Origin of the sequence: Streptomyces sp. HUAS ZL42, from assembly GCF_040782645.1 — a bacterium.
Taxonomy (GTDB): Bacteria; Actinomycetota; Actinomycetes; order Streptomycetales; family Streptomycetaceae; genus Streptomyces.
In genome coordinates this window covers 8,393,112-8,411,380 of sequence record NZ_CP160403.1, presented here as the reverse complement: position 1 = coordinate 8,411,380, position 18,269 = coordinate 8,393,112, and the positions used below count along the sequence as shown (strand labels likewise).

Below are 18,269 nucleotides of genomic sequence, written 5' to 3'. Positions count from 1 at the left end.
GGGTCAGGGTGGGTCCACCTCCGTCACGATCGCGAGGAGCTGGAAGGGGAGTTCCTTGTCCCACTGGGAGACGCCCAGGGCGACGTAGCGCTCCACCCGGGGTGGCTGCCACAGGTACAGATTCGGAACGTGACCGCTCAGAGTCCCCCACGGCGCGGGTATGTCTTCGCCCTCCATGAACCGGTCGAGAACACTCGCCAGGCTGAACCTGTCCGGCGGCCCCCAGCGCTCGGCCAGCCGCTCGGACAGGCCGTCCCTGTCGTACTCGTACTGCGCCGCCGTCTCCTCGCGCTCCGACCCGTCGTCGTCCCAGAACTCGCCGCTGGTCTGTAATTCGGCTGTGAAATAGCCGGGACCTGCCTCGCCGACGTCCGTCCTGCCGTGCTCCGTCGGAAACTCCCGGGTGCACAGCAGATCGATCGTGGCGAGGCAGTGCGCGATGTCCATGACTCCAGTAAAGCGGCCGCCACTGACAAGTGGCGGGGCGTCAGTGACCTGGTGGGATCAGGCGTCCCTGCGGCTCAAGCGCCGCGCTCCCGCCAGCAGGGCCGCCGCCCACAGGGCGCACACCCCAAGTCCCGTCCACGGCCCCAGGCTGCCCTCCCAGGTTGCGTGGAGCGCCACTTGGCCGGCCCGGTCGGGCAGGAAGTCGGCGAGGTTGCCCAGCCCGTCGGCGTCGGCGCCGAGGACCGCTCTGCCCACCGCCAGGCTCACCGGCCCGGTGACCAGTCCCACGGCCAGGACGGGCACCCCGATCGCGGTCACCTCGGCCGTGAACCACCGCCCCCGGTCGGGCACCGCCGCCAGCGACAGCCGCAGTGCGCCTGCCTGGAACTCGCTCGACACGGCCGTCGTGCCGAACGCGATCGCGGCGATCTGCCCGAAGATGACGCCGGAGAAGACGGCGAACAGCGGGTCGAAGTCGTCGCCGTCGGTGTCGAGTCCGGCGAGCGCGGAGAAGGCCACGGTGGCGAGGAGGACCGCGCAGAGGCTGCCGAGCTGCGAACGCGGAGTACGGATCTTGATCCACTCGGAGTGGAGAACGGGTGCGAATGCCATGGTCAGGCCTGCCGCGGCGGTGCGGTGAACTCGGCTTCGGCGGCCGTCAGATCGAGGTAGGCCTGCTCCAAGGTGCCCTCCTCCGCGGCCAGTTCGAGAATCGAGAGGCCGGCGCCGGAAGCGAGCCGACCCACGTCCTCCACGCGCGCGTGGTGCACGGTCCAGCACCCCGCGTCGTGCCGGTCGGCGTCGAGACCGTGCCGGGCGAGGACGTTCTCGAGAGCGGCGGCGTCCGTCGTGCGGATCCGTACGCGTGGTTGCACGCGCGCGTGGATGAAGTCCCGCATCGGGGTGTCGGTTAGCAGGCGGCCACGTCCGAGGACGACGAGGTGGTCCGCGAAGGACGCCGTCTCGCTCATGAGGTGGCTGGAGACCAGGGTTGTGCGTCCCTCCCCCGCGAGCCGGCGCATCAACCCCGGGCCCAGACAATGCCTTCGGGATCGAGGCCGTTCGAGGGCTCGTCGAGCATGATGACCTCGGGGTCACCGAGCAGGGCGCCCGCGATGGCCAGCCGTTGGCGCATGCCCAGGGAGTACGTCTTCACCCGCCGGCCCGCCACCGGTGCGATCCCGGTCTCCTCCAGCACCTCGTCGACCCTGCTGTCGGGGATGCGGTTGCTCACGGCCAGGGCGCGCAGGTGGTCCCGCCCGGTGCGGGAGCCGTGCGCGGCCTGAGCCTCGAGGAGGGCGCCCACGTGGCGCAGGGGTTCGCGGAGCGTGGTGCAGGAGCGGCCGCCGAGCGTGGCGGTGCCTGTGGTGACGACCTTCGAGAACGGCGAGTACGTGTACGAGGCGCTGCGCGCCGGTGCCGACGGGTTCCTGCTGAAGCGGGCCCGGACTGCCGAGATCGTGCATGCCGTGCGGCTGGTCGCCGAGGGCGAGTCGCTGCTGTTTCCCGCGTCGGTGCGGCGGCTCGCCGCCGAGTACGGCGACGGCGGAGGGAACCGGGCGGCCCGGGACGTGCTGGAGCGCGCCCGGCTGACCGAGCGGGAGGCCGAGGTGCTGCGGCTGATGGCCCGCGGGCTGTCGAACGCGGAGATCGCCGCCCGGCTGGTCGTCGGCACGGAGACGGTGAAGTCGCACGTCAGCGCCGTGCTGGCGAAGCTGGGGGCCCGAGACCGCACCCAGGCGGTGATCACAGCGTACGAGTCGGGGTTCGTGGCACCGGGCTGATCCGGCGCGGCCGCAGGTGGTCGGCGGGGGCGGCTCTCGCCGGGTTCCGCCGTGCCGAGTACGATCCGCCCCACAATGCGCACAAGCTGGGAGGACGGACCTTGGGGCGGCTGACCGGCGGCGATCCCTCGCTGCTGCGAAGGATCAATTCCGCGGTGGTGCTGCACGCACTGCGTGCCGTGGACTGCGCGACGCTGACGGAGATCACCCGGGTGACCGGGCTGTCCCGGCCGACCGTCGAGGGAGTCGTCGAGGACCTCATCGAGGCGGGTCTCGTCGTCGAGAAGGCCGCCGACGAGAGCGTCGTCCGGCGGCAGGGGCGGCCCGCGCGGCGTTTCAGGTTCCGCGCGGAGGCAGGGCATCTACTGGGTCTGGAGATCGGGCCGCACCGGGTCGCCGCGCTCCTCGCCGACCTGGACGGCCGGGTGCTCGGCGCGCAGGCCAAGGACGTCGACGAGACGGCTGCGGCGGACGAGCGCCTGGAGCGGCTGCGCACCGCGGTCGCCGAACTGCTTCGCCGGGCCGGGGTCGCGCGCGGCTCGCTGCGGGCGGTGGGGGTGGCCACGCCGGGGATCGTCGAGGCGGACGGCACCGTGCGGCTGAGCACGGCGCTGCCGCAGTGGACGGGCCTGCGTCTCGGCGAACGGCTGAGCCGCTCCTTCAAGTGCCCGGTCCTGGTCGAGAACGACGCCAACGCCGCGGCGGTCGCCGAGCACTGGAAGGGCTCCGCGACCGAGTCCGACGACATCGTGTTCGTGCTGGCGGGGCTGAGCCCGGGTGCCGGTTCGCTCATCGGCGGGCGGCTGCACCGGGGGTACGGCGGGGCGGCCGGCGAGATCGGCGCGCTGCACCTGCTGGGCCGCGAGGTGACTCCGGAGACGCTGCTGTCCACGACGGACGAGCCGCTGCATCCGCTGGACGAGCAGGCGGTCGCCCATGTCTTCGCACGGGCCCGCGAGGGGGACCAGCGCGCGCGGGCGGCCGTCGACCGCTTCAACCAGCGCCTCGTCCACGACGTCGCGGCGCTCGTGCTGGCCCTCGACCCGGAACTCGTCGTCATCGGTGGCTGGGCCGCCGGCCTGGACGGTGTGCTGGAACCGCTGCGGGACGAACTCGCGCGGTACTGCCTGCGGCCGCCGAGGGTGACCCTGTCACTGCTCGGTGAGGCGGCCGTGGCGATGGGCGCCCTTCGGCTCGCCCTCGACCATGTCGAGGAGCAGCTGTTCGCGGTGGAGGGCACGGTGACGGCGCGGCGCTGACCGCGCCCGGGACCGGGGCCGGGGCCGCGCCCGTGGCCGGGGCCGTGACCGGGGCCGGGGCCGCACCCGCACCCGCACCCGCACCCGCGCCCGTGACCGGGGCCGTGGCCGCACCCGCGCCCGGGACCGGGGCCGTGGCCGCACCCGCACCCGTGACCGGGACCGGGGCCGGAGCCGGGCCGGAGCCGGGGCCGTGGCCGGGGCCGGGGCCGGGACCGTGGTCACAACAAGGCGCGCCCCGGAGTGGTTCCGGGGCGCGACGCGAGTGATGTTCAGGAGGCCTGGCGCTCCGGACTGTGGTGGATCTCCACGCCGCCCGAGTCGGCGAAGGTCAGCCGGCAGGTGTCCGCGCGGTACGTGGCGACCGAGAGCGCCGCTGTGCGCGCCTCGGCGAAGAAGCGTGTCGTGACGACGAGGACGGGCGCCCCGGGCAGCCGGTCGAGTTCCTTGGCGTCGTCCGCGCGGGCCGAGCCGAGCTCCACGGCGCGGTCCTGGCCCTCGAGCGCCAGCCGGTGCAGCTCGCGCAGCACGGCACGCGCGCGTGCAGCCCCGGACGGAGCGTCGATGGCGGAGAGGTCGGGCACCGACGACCGGGGGACGTAGAGCAGTTCCGCGGCGACCGGCTGGCCGTGCGTCACACGGGAGCGGCGCAGGATGTGCACCGGCTCGTCGCGGCCGGTCTCCAGGGCGTCGGCGACGGCCGCGGGCGGCACCGCCGTGGTGCAGTCGACGGGCTGCCAGGCGTCATCGGCCGCCCCCGGCCAGGTGTGCTGCTCCGTACCGACGGCCACGCCCATGCGCGGCGGGGCGACGGTCGTACCCACGCCGCGGCGGCGCTGCAGCCTGCCTTCCAGCTCGAGCTGCTCCAGGGCCTGGCGGAGCGTGGCGCGGGCGACGCCGAAGCGGGCGGCGAGGTCGCGTTCGTTGGGCAGGATCTCCCCCACCGAGAACTCGGAGTCCAATGCCTCGCTGAGCACGGTCCTGAGGTGCCAGTACTTCGGTTCCGGCACCGTTTCCAGTTGCGTGGTCCCCACCCTGTCCTCCGCAATCGCCGTGGTCCGGCGGCGTTTTAGCGCCCTTGTTTATTAAAGGTTGTTGCACTTATCTGCGACCATAGGACGGCCCCCACCCTTGGTCAAGACCAATCCTCGATCCCTTGCGAGGCGCTCCGGCGCTGCGCGGCGAAGCGTTCACGGGACGTTCGTACAGCCCGGCATTCGTGACATGCCGGCAACGTTCTCGGGCACCGACACGTCCGGCCGCGTCCGGGCGATTTCCGATGGTCCGGCGCAGAATGACCCAGGGGCCCGACACGGTCCGCAGGACGGGAGGACGCCATGCGATACGCGGTACTGGGCACGGGCGACGTCGGCCGCACCATCGGCAGCAAGCTGGTGGAGCTCGGCCACGACGTCATGCTGGGCTCGCGCACGAAGGACAATCCGGCCGCCCTTGAATGGGCTGCCCACGCAGGCGCCCGGGCGGGCGCCGGTACCTTCGCCGAGGCGGCCGCGGCCGCCGAGGTGGTCGTCAACGCGGTCGGCGGACGCGTGGCACTCGCCGCGCTGGAGGCGGCCGGCGCGGAGAACCTCGACGGCAAGGTGGTGGTCGACCTCTCCAACCCCCTGGCGTTCGAGAACGGGGAGCTGCGGCTGTCGCCCGTCGAGTCGGACAGCGTCGGTGAGCAGATCCAGCGCGCCTTCCCGCACGCGCGCGTGGTGAAGAGCCTCAACACCGTCAACTGCCAGGTGATGGTGGACCCGGGCCGGGTGCCGGGCGAGCACCACATCTTCGTCTGCGGTGACGACGCGAGCGCCAAGGAACGGGTCACCGCACTGCTCGGGGAGTTCGGCTGGCCGGCCGACCGGGTGCTGGATCTGGGCGGCATCCGGGAGGCGCGGAGCGTGGAGATGCTGCTGCCGCTGTGGCTCGGCCTGCTCCGGCGCTTCGGGCATGCCGACTTCAACTTCGAGGTGCGGCGGGCGCATTGAGGGATGTACGCGCTCGTGGCGGACAGGAACTGGGGGCTACCCGCCGGTAGCAATTGCTGACAAGCTGTCTACGAGTCGTCCGTCAGTGAGTCCCAGAGGAGCACCACCATGCCCGCCACCGTCTCCTTCAAGGTCCCCTCCGCACAGGGCCCGCGGAACGTGACCGTCTCCTACGCGCGCGTGGGCACCGGAGAACCGCTGCTCCTGCTGCACGGCATCGGCCACCACAGGCAGGCCTGGGACCCGGTCGTGGACATCCTCGCGACCGAGCGCGACGTGATCGCCGTGGACCTGCCCGGGTTCGGCGCGTCCCCGGGCCTGCCGGACGGCCTCGCGTACGACCTGCCGACGACGACGGAGGTCTTCGGCGCGTTCTGCGAGGCCATGGACCTCGATCGTCCCCATGTGGCGGGCAACTCGCTCGGCGGTCTGCTCGCCCTGGAGCTCGGCCGCGAGAACCTCGTACGGTCCGTCACCGCGCTGTCCCCGGCCGGGTTCTGGTCGGAGGCCGAGCGGCGCTACGCCTTCGGCATCCTGCTCACGATGCGGCACATCTCGCGTCGTCTGCCGCTGCCGATGGTCGAGCAGCTGTCGCGCACGGCGCTGGGCCGCGCGGCACTGACGAGCACGATCTACGCCCGCCCCGCCCGCCGCTCACCCGAGGCCGTGGTCGCCGAGACGCTCGCCCTGGCGCAGGCCACCGGGTTCGACCAGACCCTCCGGGCGGGAACCACCGTCCGGTTCACCGACGACATCCCCGAGCTGCCGGTCACCGTGGCCTGGGGCACCAGGGACTGGCTGCTCGTGCGTCGCCAGGGTGTCCGCGCCAAGCACATCATTCCCCGCGCCCGGCTGGTGCGGCTGCCCGGCTGCGGTCACTGCCCGATGAACGACGATCCGGCGCTCGTCGCGCGCGTCATCCTCGACGGCAGCCACTGACGTACGGACGGCCGGATCCGGCGCCCCGTCGTGCGGGGGCCGGGCACCCACGGGCCCGGGCGAGCCGGCGCCCAGGGCACCGCCGCCAAGGCGGCCGCGCGCGTACGGGCGTGACGCCCCTGCCGGTCCCCGCGAACCCTCGGTACCCGCAGGTTCCCCGCGGGGCGCGCGTCAACGCACCTGATCCCAGGGCCACTCCAGCGCCGACCAGGGCGCTGCCGACGCCCTGGGCGACGCCGTAGGAGCCCGTTCCGACGAGCGGCGCGGTGCAGGCGGCCGCGACGGGGATGAGGCCGGAGAAGAGCGTGGCGCGCTCCGCGCCGATCCGCTGCATGCCCATGTACCAGCACACGAAGCCCACGACGGTGACGACCACCGCCTGCCACAGCAGCGCCGCGGTCTCGGTCGTGTCCGGCCGCCGCAGCCACGCACCGCCGTCGAGCAGCAACCCGGCCACCACGGACTCGACCGCGGCGATGCCGCACACCGTCGCGGACAGCAGCCGGGGGCCCAGCGGCCGCAGCACGGGCACGGCGAGGACCGCGAATCCGACCTCGCCGGCCAGCGCGCACACCGAGAAGGCGATGCCCTGCCCGTCCGTGCGTCCCCACCCCTGGACCGTGAAAGCACCGACGGCGACGAGCAACGCCCCGTACAGGACGATCCGCTGGGGCCGACGCCCATCGAGGAGCGGTACGGCGACGGCCACGGCCACGGGTGCGCAGCCCACGAACACGCCGGGCACCGCCGGCTCCGCGGAGCGTTCCGCCGCGAGGACGGCCAGGTTGAAGCCGACCATGCCGACGGCCGCGAGCAGCGCGAGGCGGACCCAGTGGCGGGGCGTGAGCCCGCGCAGCCGGGTCCTCGCGTCCGCACGGGCCGGCGCGAGCAGCAGCAGGCAGGCGAGGCCGTAGCGCAGGGCCTGGCCACCGGCGTACGGGTAGTCGCCGAGGACGCTGTTGGCGGTGAAGGACCCTCCGACGAGGACACAGGCGAGCGCGGCGAGCAGGGATCCGCGCAGGGTGGTGGCGTTCATGGCAGCGACGCTAGGAAGCCGGGCGGTCCGGTTTAAGGTCCACTTCCATGACGTCATCGCAGACCAATCCGGCGGGTTCCGCCGCCTCCGCCGCCTGGGAGCTGCTCCTGCCGGCCGCCTCGGCGCCGGCACGCGCGCGTGGCCGTTCGCTTCAGGCGGCCCTGCGTGAGGCGGTCCGTTCGGGACGGCTCTCGCCGGGGACGCGCCTGCCGTCGAGCCGGGATCTGGCCGCCGACCTCGGCGTCTCGCGCGGCCTGGTCACGGAGGCGTACGAGCAGTTGACGGCCGAGGGGTACCTGCGCAGCGGCCGGGGTGCCGGAACCTGGGTGGGAGACGCCGTGCGCACCTCACCCCCACGCGCGCGTGACCTCGCCCCGCGACCGCCGGGCTCGTCGGCCGACTTCGTGCCCGGGACACCGGACCTGTCGCTGTTCCCCCGTGCCGCCTGGGCCGCCGCACAGCGCGGCGTACTGGCGGAGCTGCCGCACCACGAACTCGGCTATCCCGATCCGCGTGGGCTGCCCCGGCTGCGTACCGCACTCGCCGAACTCCTCGGGCGCCGCAGGGGGGTGGTCGCGGACCCGGAGCGGATCGTGGTCGTGTCGGGGGTGGCGCAGGCGACCACGCTGTTCGGATTCGTGCTCCACGCGCGCGGGATGCGCACCGTCGGCGTCGAGGATCCGGGGAGCCCGCAGCACAGTGCCCTGTACGCCGCGGCCGGCGTCACCGCCGTGCCCGTGCCGCTGGACGACGAGGGGCCGGCCGTCGGCCCGCTGCGATCGTCGGGTGTACGGGCGGTGGTGACGACGCCCGCCCACCAGTTCCCCACCGGGATCGCCTGCTCCGCGCGGCGGCGCGCCGAACTGCTCGACTGGGCGCGGTCCGTGGACGGTTTCGTCCTGGAGGACGACTACGACGGGGACTTCCGCTACGACCGCGCTCCGGTGGGTGCGCTCCAGGGCCTCGACCCGGACCGTGTGGCCTACGCGGGGTCGGTCAGCAAGTCCCTCGCTCCGGGGCTGCGGCTCGGCTGGCTGCTCGTGCCGGAGTCGCTGGCCGACGAGGTCGTCGAGCGCAAGCGGACAATGGATCTCGGCCACCCCTCCCTCGACCAGGCGGTGTTCGCCCGGTTCCTGGAGCGCGGCGACTACGACCGCCAGCTGCGCCGCTGCCAGCGCGCGTACCGCGAACGGCGTGACGCGCTCGTCGCCGCGCTGGAGCGGTGTTTTCCCGGTTCCGAGGTGTCCGGGATCGCCGCCGGCCTGCACGTCATCGCCGCGCTGCCGGAACGGTACGGGCCCCGGGGACGGTTCCTCGAGCGGATGGCCGCGGCCGAGGTCGCGGTGCGGACGCTTCCGGACTACACGCACGCGCGTGCCGGCAGTCATCAGGACGGTGACGACGCCGTGAGGCTGGTCCTGGGATATGCGCATCTGTCCCCCGCGCGGATCCGGCAGGGGATACGGCGGATGGCCGAAGCCTGCGGCGTGTGAGGCACGGATTCGCGGGCCGGCTGCCCTGCCGCCACGGCCCGTTGTTCACTTGTGGTTTCCGTGTGCGCTGCGGCGCACCAGTAGTTGTGGCTGTGCACACCGGCCGGTTCTCGTCCCTGGAGGCGCACCCATGTCACACCGTCCGTTCCCGGGCCGCCGCAGCGTCCTGCGCGGCTCACTGGCCGCGTCGGCGGCCCTGACCCTGCCGGCCGGTCTCGGCGCGGCGCCGGCCTTCGCCCTGTCCGGACGTCCCAAGGCCGGCTGGGGCGTGCAGACGGGCGACGTGACGTCCGACTCCGGGCTGGTGTGGGTGCGGTCCGACCGGCCGGCCAGGATGATCGTCGAGACGTCGGCGACCGAGTCGTTCCGCAACCCGCGCAGCTGGCACGGTCCGCTGCTCGGCGCGGACACGGACTTCACCGGGACGACCCGGCTGCACGGGCTGCCTGCGGGCGAGCAGATCCACTACCGCGTGCTGCTCGCCGACCCCGACGACCCTCGCCGCACCGGCGAGCCGGTGACGGGAACCTTCCGCACGGTGCCGCTCGGGCGCCGCCACGGGGTGCGCTTCCTGTGGTCCGGCGATCTGGCCGGGCAGGGCTGGGGCATCAACCCCGACTTCGGCGGCTACACGATCTACAACGCCATGGCCGCACTGGACCCGGACTTCTTCCTCTGCAGCGGCGACAACGTCTACGCCGACGGCCCGATCTCGGCGACGGCCGCCCTGCCGGACGGCAGCACCTGGCGGAACATCACCACCGAGGAGAAGTCGAAGGTCGCCGAGACGCTGGCCGAGTTCCGCGGCAACTTCCGCTACAACCTGCTGGACGAGAACCTCCGGCGGTTCAACGCACAGGTCCCGTCCGTCGTCCAGTGGGACGACCACGAGGTCCGCAACAACTGGTACCCGGGCGAGGTGATCGCTTCCACGGACACCCGCTACACCGAGAAGAGCATCGACGTGCTGGCGGCGCGTGCCCGGCGGGCGTTCAGCGAGTACTTCCCGATCTCCACCCTGCGGCCGGGCGCCGAGGACGGCCGCGTGTACCGGGTACTGCGCCACGGCGCCCTGCTCGACGTGTTCGTGCTGGACATGCGGACGTACCGCAACGCCAACTCGCCCGACGACCAGACCGTGGACCCCCAGGGCATCCTCGGCCGTGAGCAACTGGAGTGGCTCAAGCGGGAGCTGTCGCGGTCGCGTGCGGTGTGGAAGGTGATCGCCGCGGACATGCCGCTCGGGCTGATCGTGCCGGACACCACCGAGGGCAAGCCGCACATCGAGGCCGTGGCGCAGGGCGACCCGGGCGCGCCGCTGGGCCGTGAGCTGCAGATCGCCGAGCTGCTGCGGTACATCAAGCACCGGCGCATCACCGGCACCGTGTGGCTGACTGCCGACGTCCACCACACCTCGGCCCAGCACTACCAGCCGTCGCGTGCGGCCTTCACCGACTTCGAACCGTTCTGGGAGTTCGTGTCGGGACCACTCAACGCCGGTGCGTTCCCGGCCAACGCGCTGGACAGCACCTTCGGTCCGCAGCGGGTGTTCGTGAAGGCGCCGACCGCGGCGAACGTCTCACCCGCCGGCGGTTACCAGTTCTTCGGAGAGGTCGACATCGACGGCGACAGCGGCGAGCTGACGGTACGGCTGCGTGAGCAGGACGGCACGGTGCTGTTCACGCAGGTGCTGCAGCCGGGCCTGGTCGGTCAGTAACGCCCGTAGCCTGGACGCGTGCCGCGCGCCGAGGTCGTCCCCCCGGTGCGCGGCCCGAAGGTGCGAAATTCTACAAATGCATCCATAAGCAGTCTTTACTCATCGGTCACAAACCGTTCGTGATCACGCAACACCCTTCCTTCACAGTGGCTACATGAATCGGAACATCCCTGATGTGACACGAGCGAAAAACGGGCGTCCGGTGCGCCCTTGGCGGCGCACCGTGGTCGCGGGCTTCCACGCATGGTGGTCACGCCGCCACGGTCACGCACCGCCTACGAGCGATACCGGTGCCCGGCCCCGCTCCGCGGAGCGCGCGGCCGGGCCGTCCGGGCAGGTGCCGTCCCCCGTCGCGCATTCAGGGGGAAGTGCGCTGTGGCGGATGCGGACGACGGTGAAGGACGAACCGGGGTCGCTGGCCGCGCTGTGCACGGCTCTCGCCGAACACCGGGTCGACATCCTGAGCCTGCAGACGCACCCGCTGGGCGCGGACACGGTGGACGAGTTCCTGCTCCGCACCCCCGGTGACCTCCCGGCCGCCGAGATCACCCGGGCCGTGTCGGCTGCGGGCGGTTCGGGCACCTGGATCGAGCGGGCCGACGCCCACGATCTGGTCGACGCGCCCACCCGAGTCCTGGGCCTGGCCACCCGCACCGCGCTCGACGCGGCGGAACTGCCGCTCGCGCTGCGGCAGTTGCTGGGGCGGTGCACCATCCGCTCCCTGCCCGCCACACCGGTCGGCGGAGGCCGCGCCCCGGAGGGCGTGCCGGTGGAGGGGGCACTGGAGGACACCGTGATGCGGCTGCGGGCACCGGAAGGCGGAGTGATCACCGTGGAACGGCCGTATCTGCCGTTCACCCCGACCGAGTTCGCACGGGCCCGGGCACTGGTCGAGCTGGACACCCGGCTCGGTCCACGGGTCCCGCGCCGCCAGGACGTGCTGACACTGCCCGAGGGCAACGCCATCACCGTACGCCGGGCCGACACCGGCGACGTGGAGGCGGCGAAGGCGATGCACGAGCGGTGCTCGTCCCGGACGCTGGGGATGCGGTACCACGGGCCGGTCGGTGACGCGGACCGTTACCTCAACCACCTGCTCAGCCCGCGCTTCGGCCGGACGCTGGCGGCACAGACCGCGTCGGGGCGCGTCGTCGGGCTCGGTCACCTGCTGTGGGACGGGGACGAGACCGAGGTCGCGCTGCTCATCGAGGACGACTGGCAGCGGCGGGGCCTCGGCGCCGAACTCCTCGGCCGGCTGGTGTCGATGGCGGTCGAGGCGGGCTGCGCGAGCGTGTACGCCGTGACGCAGTCCTCCAACACGGGCATGGTCGCCGCGATGCGCGGCCTGGGACTCCCCCTCGACTACCAGATCGAGGAGGGCACCCTGGTGATCACGGCCCGTCTGGACGCGGTGGCGATCGCGACCGGGCCGTCGCACGAGCAGCAGGAGCGCTGCGCCCGGGACTGAGCGTCGTCGGCCGAAACGCCCGTCGGACGGGGTCCCGACGGGCGTTCGGCATCCCGCGGACGGCCCGGCTCAGATGCCCGGGACCGTCTCCCGCACGCCGGCCGACGCCGGCGGCCTCTGCCGCTCTCCCAGCGCGCGGTCCAGGTCGGCCCACAGGTCCTCCACGTCCTCCAGCCCCACGGACAGGCGCAGCAACCGGTCGCTGACGCCCGCTCCCCGGCGGTCGTCCGCGTCGACGATCCGGTGGCTGATGGACGCCGGATGCTGGATCAGGGTGTCGACGCTGCCGAGGCTCACGGCCGGGGTGATCAGCCGGACTCCGGCGATGACCTCGTGCGGGTCGCCGTGGACCTCGAAGGCGATCATCGCGCCCCCGATGCGCGGGTAGTGGACGCGGGTGACGCGCGGGTCGGCGGCGAGGCGGCGGGCCAGTTCGGCGGCGTTCGCTGAGGCGGCCCGCACCCGCACCGGCAGGGTCGACAGACCGCGCAGCAGCAGATAGCCGGCCAGAGGATGCAGCACCCCTCCGGTGGCGAACCGCACCTGCCGCAGCCGGCCGGCGAACTCCTCGTCGCAGGCCACGACGCCTGCCATCACGTCACCGTGCCCGCCGAGGTACTTGGTGGCGCTGTGCAGCACCAGCCGTGCGCCCTGCTCGGCGGGACGCTGCAGCACGGGCGTGGCGAAGGTGTTGTCCGCGAGCAGCGGCACGGAGCCGCACGCGTGGGCGACGGCCCGCAGGTCCACTTCGGCGAGAGTCGGATTCGCCGGGGACTCCACCATGACCAGCCCGGTGTCCGGTCGCAGTGCGTCCGCGATCCCGGCCGGGTCGGTCCAGGTCACCTCCGAGCCGAGCAGTCCGGCGGTCAGGAGGTGGTCGCTGCAGCCGTACAGGGGGCGTACGGCCACGACATGGCGCAGGCCGAGCGAGGCGCGTACGAGGAGGACCGCGCTCAGTGCGGCCATGCCGCTGGCGAAGGCGACCGCGGCCTCGGTCCCCTCGAGGCGGGCCAGGGCGGTTTCGAAGCGGGCGACGGTCGGGTTGCCCAGCCGGGCGTACACCGGCGGGCCGTCCGGTTCGGCGCCGGTGGCGGCGAAGGCGTCGATGCGGGCGGCCTCGCCACGGCTGTCGTGGGACGGGTAGGTGGTGGACAGGTCGATCGGCGGGGCGTGCAGCCCCTGCCGGGCGAGATCGTCGCGGCCGGCGTGCACGGCCTCTGTCGCCAGTGCTCTCGGTGCGGTGCCTGCGCCGTCGTACGACGGCCCCCTGCGCGCTGAGTCCATGGGCATGTCCATGAGCGGAAGGGTGAACACCGACCGGCTCACCGGGATCGAACACCGTGCTACGTTCGGCCAATGGCCGAATCCGTCGTACTGGACCCGGTGGATCTTCATCTGCTGCGGCTCCTGCAGAACGACGCCCGGACGACCTACCGCGATCTCGCCGCGCAGGTCGGGATCGCGGCGTCCACGTGTCTGGACCGGGTGACCAGGCTGCGCCGCTCGGGCGTGATCCTCGGTCATCAGTTGCGGCTCGATCCCGCGAAGCTGGGGCGGGGGCTGCAGGCCCTGCTGTCCGTGCAGGTCAGGCCGCATCGGCGGGAGCTGGTGGGACCGTTCGTGGAGCGGATCAGGGCGCTGCCGGAGGCCCGGACCGTCTTCCATCTCACCGGACCCGACGACTACCTCGTGCATGTCGCGGTCGCGGACATGGCGGATCTGCAACGCCTGGTGCTGGACGAGTTCACGGCCCGGCGGGAAGTGGCCCGCGTCGAGACCCGGTTGATCTTCCAGCAGTGGGACTGCGGACCCCTGCTGCCGCCTGCGAGCTCAGCTCAAACCGCGTGACGTGCTGCTTCGCCCTCAGCTCAATCCGAGTGACGTGCGGTGCCCCTCGTATGAGGATGGTCCGCATGTCAGAGACGAAGAGCCCGCTGCCCCGCGAGGTCGCCGACGCCTACGTCGACGAGCTCATCGCCCTCGATCCGGTCACCGGTACCTACCTCGGCGTTAAGGAGAGTTCGAGCCGTCTGCCCGACATCTCACCGGCGGGCCAGGAAGCCGTCGCGGAGCTCCAGCGGGCCACGCTCGCGAAGCTCGACGAATCCGAACGGCAGCCCGGCGCGGACAGTGCCATCGAGCGCCGGTGCGCACGCCTGCTGCGTGAGCGGCTCACCGCGGAACTCGCCGTGCACGAGGCCGACGAGGGCCTTCGCGCGGTCGGCAACATGGCGACGCCCGTGCACTCGGTGCGCGAGGTGTTCACGGTGACGCCGACGCAGTCGGAGGAGGACTGGGCGGCGATCGCCGAGCGGCTGCGCGCGGTGCCGACCGCGCTCGCGGGATACCGCGAGGCGCTCTCCCTCGGTCTGGAGCGCAAGCTGTACGCGGCTCCGCGCCCGACCGCCACCTTCGTCGAGCAGCTCACCGAGTGGGCGGACACGGACGGCTCGGGACGCGGCTGGTTCGAGGACTTCGCGGCCGCGGGCCCGGAATCGCTGCGTACCGAGCTGGACGAGGCGGCCAGCGCGGCGACCGCGGCCGTCGTCGGACTGCGGGACTGGATGCGCGACGTGTACGCGCCGGAGGTCGAGGGCGCGCCGAACACGGTGGGCCGGGAGCGCTACGCACGCTGGGCGCGCTACTTCAACGGCACGGACCTCGACCTGGACGAGGCGTACGCGTACGGCTGGTCCGAGTTCCACCGCATCCTCGGCGAGATGAAGCAGGAGGCGGAGAAGATCCTGCCCGGCGCCGAGACTCCGTGGGTGGCGCTCGCGCACCTCGACGAGCACGGCAGGCATATCGAAGGTGTCGACGAGGTCCGTGAGTGGCTGCAGGGCCTGATGGACCGGGCGATCGCGGAGCTCGACGGCACGCACTTCGAACTCGCGGAGCGGGTGCGGAAGGTGGAGTCGTGCATCGCGCCGCCCGGCAGCGCGGCGGCGCCCTACTACACGCCCCCGACGGAGGACTTCTCGCGGCCCGGCCGCACCTGGCTGCCGACGATGGGGCTGACCCGCTTCCCCGTCTACGACCTGGTCTCGACCTGGTACCACGAGGGCGTCCCCGGTCACCATCTCCAGCTCGCGCAGTGGGCGCACGTCGCCGCGGACCTCTCCCGCTACCAGGCCACCCTCGGCGGGGTCAGCGCCAACGCCGAGGGCTGGGCGCTGTACGCCGAGCGGCTGATGGACGAGCTCGGCTTCCTCACGGACGCGGAGGAGCGGCTCGGCTACCTCGACGCCCAGATGATGCGGGCCGCGCGGGTCATCGTCGACATCGGCATGCACCTGGAGCTGGAGATCCCGGCGGACTCCCCCTTCCACCCGGGTGAGCGGTGGACGCCCGAGCTGGCCCAGGAGTTCTTCGGTGCGCACAGCAGCCGCCCGGCGGACTTCGTGGAGAGCGAACTGACCCGCTACCTGACGATCCCGGGCCAGGCGATCGGCTACAAGCTCGGTGAGCGGGCCTGGCTGCTGGGCCGCGAGAACGCCCGCAAGCGGCACGGCGACGCCTTCGACCTCAGGGCCTGGCACATGGCCGCCCTCTCCCAGGGCTCCCTGGGCCTGGACGATCTGGTGGACGAGCTGTCCGCCCTCTGATCAGCGCCGGAAACCGCCCTCCGAGTCGATCACCTGACCGGTCACCCAGCCCGCCTCGTCCGTCGCCAGCCAGGCGATGAGGCGGGCCGGGTCGTCCGGCAGGCCCCACCGGCCGGCGGGGAAGCACGCGGCGACGGCCGCGTGCGCCTCGCCGGTCAGGTAACCCGTGTCCACAGGGCCGGGGTTGATCGTGTTGACGGTGATCGCGTGCTCGGCGAGCGTGGTGGACAGGGAGCGGGTGATCGAGGCGAGAGCGCCTTTCTGAAGGGCGTACGCGATCTCTCCGGGCATGCCACCCGCGATGTCCTGTCCCGAGGTCATCATCATCACGCGGCCGCCCGGCGTCCGCGGCGGCAGCGCGGCGCGCAGCCGTGCGTAGGCCTGGACGAGCAGCAGCACGGAGCGGGCGTCGACCGCCCAGTGGGCGTCGAGCATCGCGGCGTCGATCGCGTCGAGCGTGCCGTCGGAGCCGCTGAGAGCGTGGTTGGCCACGAGGATGTCCAGCCGTCCGCCGAGTGCCGAGGCAGCGGTGGCGACGAGTTCGGCGGGGGCGGCCGGGTCGGCGAGGTCGCCGGGGCCGGCGAGGACTCCGGCCTCGGGATCGCCGGCTGCCGCGCGCACGGAGGCGAGGACCTCCTCGGGACGGTCGGCACCCCAGGGCATGGCGGCGTCGTGCGGCACATGGTGGTGCAGATAGACGCTCGCTCCGTACGCGGCGAGCCGCCGGGCCACGGCGTGGCCGATGCCGACGCGTCGGCTCGCGCCGGTGACCAGCGCGGTCCGGCCGCGCAGCGGCAGCGGGTCACGGCGCAGGTCTTCGGGGGCAGGGTGGGGAAGTCCAGGCATGGATCACCATGATGGGGAGCGCCGGCCCGCGCCGCACGCCATTAACCGTGCTCGAGCCGCCGCAGTTGTACGAGTCCCAGCCACGTCTCGGGTCCGGGCCGGACGTTGGCCGCGCGTACCGCGTACCTCCCGGGATCCAGCACGACCCGCAGGCTGTCCGTGCGGCCCGTTTCGCCGCCGGGCCAGGCCGAGTCGAACAGCACCACCGCTCCGGGAACCTGCCACTGCACCTCGTCCTCCCAGGACGCCGTGGCGATGGCGGCGGGAACACCGGCCAGCAGTTCGTCCTCGGAGTTCGCGGCGCACCACCGTACGAAGGTTCGGTGCTCCGGCAGGAACGCGGTCGAGGCGGGCTCGTCGCCCAGGACCAGGGCCGCGGAGTCACCGACCGGGAGCAGGCCGACGTAGCCCTCGACCTCGCAGGCCCGGTCGTAGTCCGAGGCCGTTTCGTCGCCGTCGGCGCCCGCCCAGAAGGGCAGCACCGTCTCCGGGACCGCTATGAGCGGCCCGCCGCCCGACTCCACCCACTCCACGACGCCGGGATCCGCGTATCGCACCATGGCGCAGAACCTACACGCACAGCGGCCCCACAGAGCGGCCGCTGTCTCAGCAGCCGCAGTCCTCCGCGTCCACCGGCGCCGTCAGCGGGTCGGCGGCGCTCCGCTCGCGGCCCTCCCAGGTCTCGTACTCGAAGCCTTCACGCGCCCAGTACTCGAAGCCGCCCAGCATCTCCTTGACCTGGTAGCCGAGTTCGGCGAGGGCGAGCGCCGCACGGGTCGCGCCGTTGCAGCCCGGGCCCCAGCAGTAGGTCACGACGGGCACGTTCTTGTCGAGGAGTTGTTCGGCCTGCTCGGGGATCAGCGCGGTCGGCAGGTGGATCGCGCCGGGGATGTGGCCCTGGTCCCAGGACTCGGTGGAGCGGGAGTCCAGGACGACGAAACCGGGGTCGTCACCGGCCGCGAGTGCGGCCGCGACGTCGGAGACGTCGGCGTGGAAGACGAGGCCGGCGCGGAAGTACGCGGCGGCCTCGGCCGGGGCCGCGGGGGCGACGCGCAGGACGGGGTTCACCGCGGCGGTCGTGACGATGCTCATGGTCTGGCCCTCTCGCTCTCGGTTCTCGATGACCAGGAATCTACGGTTGTTGATCACCGCCTTGAAGAGGCCATCCCCGGCGAACCTCTTGATCGGCCGGGGATTCCCCTGCTATCTCTCGGCCATGACCGCGTTTTCCCCGGACGCCACCGACTGGCGCATCCTCGATGTCCTTCAGCGCGAGGGCCGCACCGGCTTCGCCGAACTCGCCCGCGCCGTGTCGATGTCCGCGAGCGCGGTCACGGAGCGGGTGCGCCGGCTCGAGGAGGCCGGCGTCATCCAGGGGTATGCGGCGGTCGTGGACCCGGAGCGGCTCGGCCTGCCCATCCTGGCCTTCGTCCGCCTGCGCTACCCGACCGGAAACTACAAGCCGTTCCACGACCTGGTCGCGGCGACTCCGGAGATCCTCGAGGCGCACCATGTGACGGGCGACGACTGCTTCGTCATCAAGGTCGCGGCACGCTCGATGCGCCATCTGGAAGAGGTGTCGGGCAAGATCGGCGCGCTGGGCTCGGTCACGACGAGCGTCGTCTACTCGTCACCGCTCCCCCGGCGACCGCTGGGGCACTGAGACGGGGGTACCCGCCCGACG

At 72.7% G+C, this 18,269-nt stretch carries 17 protein-coding genes and 2 pseudogenes; 10 read left to right on the top strand and 9 right to left on the bottom strand.

Translation table 11 applies throughout. The features are described from left to right. Positions 1-3: 3 nt before the first annotated feature. From ABZO29_RS38345 to ABZO29_RS38335, 3 genes and pseudogenes are all read right to left on the bottom strand, one after another. A complete protein-coding gene (locus tag ABZO29_RS38345) occupies positions 4-447 on the bottom strand; it encodes a hypothetical protein (protein ID WP_367324787.1) in 444 nt (147 codons plus the stop codon). A 57-nt stretch (positions 448-504) separates the two neighbouring features. Continuing rightward, positions 505-1,059 carry an ABC transporter permease gene (locus ABZO29_RS38340; protein WP_367324786.1) on the bottom strand — a complete coding sequence of 185 codons (555 nt, stop codon included), beginning with the start codon at positions 1,057-1,059 and terminating at the stop codon, positions 505-507. 2 nt (positions 1,060-1,061) lie between these two features. Next, positions 1,062-1,816 (bottom strand): annotated as a pseudogene (locus ABZO29_RS38335) (ATP-binding cassette domain-containing protein); the annotation flags it as partial. On the opposite strand from ABZO29_RS38335, the pseudogene ABZO29_RS38330 reads away from it, so the two are divergent. Both ABZO29_RS38330 and ABZO29_RS38325 read left to right on the top strand, forming a co-directional pair. Then, positions 1,767-2,231: pseudogene (locus ABZO29_RS38330) on the top strand (DNA-binding response regulator); the annotation flags it as partial. The pseudogenes ABZO29_RS38335 and ABZO29_RS38330 overlap by 50 nt on opposite strands. Before the next feature lie 101 nt (positions 2,232-2,332). Further along, positions 2,333-3,490 (top strand): ROK family transcriptional regulator, encoded by a 1,158-nt coding sequence (locus tag ABZO29_RS38325; protein WP_367324785.1) that lies wholly within the window; start codon positions 2,333-2,335, stop codon positions 3,488-3,490. A gap of 272 nt (positions 3,491-3,762) precedes the next feature. Here the strand turns inward: ABZO29_RS38325 and ABZO29_RS38320 are convergent, their stop codons facing one another. Further along, on the bottom strand, positions 3,763-4,524 hold the full coding sequence (locus tag ABZO29_RS38320) for a GntR family transcriptional regulator (RefSeq protein WP_367324784.1): 762 nt from the start codon (positions 4,522-4,524) through the stop codon (positions 3,763-3,765). A 303-nt stretch (positions 4,525-4,827) separates the two neighbouring features. On the opposite strand from ABZO29_RS38320, the gene ABZO29_RS38315 reads away from it, so the two are divergent. Then, entirely contained in the window at positions 4,828-5,481 is a 654-nt protein-coding gene (locus ABZO29_RS38315) for an NADPH-dependent F420 reductase (protein ID WP_367324783.1), read from the top strand. A gap of 108 nt (positions 5,482-5,589) precedes the next feature. Further along, a complete protein-coding gene (locus ABZO29_RS38310; protein ID WP_367324782.1) occupies positions 5,590-6,420 on the top strand; it encodes an alpha/beta fold hydrolase in 831 nt (276 codons plus the stop codon). Here ABZO29_RS38310 and ABZO29_RS38305 read toward each other — a convergent pair. After that, a complete protein-coding gene (locus ABZO29_RS38305) occupies positions 6,398-7,456 on the bottom strand; it encodes a DMT family transporter (protein ID WP_367324781.1) in 1,059 nt (352 codons plus the stop codon). The genes ABZO29_RS38310 and ABZO29_RS38305 overlap by 23 nt on opposite strands. 47 nt (positions 7,457-7,503) lie before the next feature. Here ABZO29_RS38305 and ABZO29_RS38300 point away from each other — a divergent pair, with 47 nt between their 5' ends. The 3 genes from ABZO29_RS38300 to ABZO29_RS38290 all read left to right on the top strand — a co-directional run bounded on the left by ABZO29_RS38300 (position 7,504) and on the right by ABZO29_RS38290 (position 12,134). Further along, positions 7,504-8,949, top strand: coding sequence for a PLP-dependent aminotransferase family protein (locus ABZO29_RS38300; RefSeq protein WP_367324780.1), 1,446 nt, complete (start codon positions 7,504-7,506; stop codon positions 8,947-8,949). Positions 8,950-9,079: 130 nt separating this feature from the next. Further along, positions 9,080-10,666: an alkaline phosphatase gene (locus tag ABZO29_RS38295; protein ID WP_367324779.1), complete on the top strand. Its 1,587-nt coding sequence runs from the start codon at positions 9,080-9,082 to the stop codon at positions 10,664-10,666. A 154-nt stretch (positions 10,667-10,820) separates the two neighbouring features. Further along, entirely contained in the window at positions 10,821-12,134 is a 1,314-nt protein-coding gene (locus ABZO29_RS38290; RefSeq protein WP_367324778.1) for a GNAT family N-acetyltransferase, read from the top strand. Between the two features lie 69 nt (positions 12,135-12,203). Here ABZO29_RS38290 and ABZO29_RS38285 read toward each other — a convergent pair whose 3' ends face one another. Continuing rightward, positions 12,204-13,430 carry a PLP-dependent aspartate aminotransferase family protein gene (locus ABZO29_RS38285; protein WP_367324777.1) on the bottom strand — a complete coding sequence of 409 codons (1,227 nt, stop codon included), beginning with the start codon at positions 13,428-13,430 and terminating at the stop codon, positions 12,204-12,206. 60 nt (positions 13,431-13,490) lie between these two features. On the opposite strand from ABZO29_RS38285, the gene ABZO29_RS38280 reads away from it, so the two are divergent. Together ABZO29_RS38280 and ABZO29_RS38275 are read left to right on the top strand one after the other, a co-directional pair. Then, positions 13,491-13,982: an Lrp/AsnC family transcriptional regulator gene (locus ABZO29_RS38280; RefSeq protein ID WP_367324776.1), complete on the top strand. Its 492-nt coding sequence runs from the start codon at positions 13,491-13,493 to the stop codon at positions 13,980-13,982. Between the two features lie 65 nt (positions 13,983-14,047). Beyond that, positions 14,048-15,739 (top strand): DUF885 domain-containing protein, encoded by a 1,692-nt coding sequence (locus tag ABZO29_RS38275; RefSeq protein WP_367324775.1) that lies wholly within the window; start codon positions 14,048-14,050, stop codon positions 15,737-15,739. On the opposite strand, the gene ABZO29_RS38270 is transcribed toward ABZO29_RS38275, so the two are convergent. Genes ABZO29_RS38270 through ABZO29_RS38260 form a run of 3 tightly spaced genes read right to left on the bottom strand, consistent with a single transcriptional unit; the run spans position 15,740 to position 17,677 of the window. Continuing rightward, positions 15,740-16,585, bottom strand: coding sequence for an SDR family oxidoreductase (locus ABZO29_RS38270; RefSeq protein ID WP_367324774.1), 846 nt, complete (start codon positions 16,583-16,585; stop codon positions 15,740-15,742). Between the two features lie 41 nt (positions 16,586-16,626). Beyond that, positions 16,627-17,145 (bottom strand): immunity 21 family protein, encoded by a 519-nt coding sequence (locus tag ABZO29_RS38265; RefSeq protein WP_367324773.1) that lies wholly within the window; start codon positions 17,143-17,145, stop codon positions 16,627-16,629. 46 nt (positions 17,146-17,191) lie between these two features. Next, positions 17,192-17,677, bottom strand: a complete 486-nt coding sequence (locus tag ABZO29_RS38260; protein WP_367324772.1) for a rhodanese-like domain-containing protein — start codon at positions 17,675-17,677, stop codon at positions 17,192-17,194. Between the two features lie 124 nt (positions 17,678-17,801). Here ABZO29_RS38260 and ABZO29_RS38255 point away from each other — a divergent pair, with 124 nt between their 5' ends. Further along, positions 17,802-18,248: an Lrp/AsnC family transcriptional regulator gene (locus ABZO29_RS38255; protein ID WP_367324771.1), complete on the top strand. Its 447-nt coding sequence runs from the start codon at positions 17,802-17,804 to the stop codon at positions 18,246-18,248. Positions 18,249-18,269 lie beyond the last annotated feature (21 nt).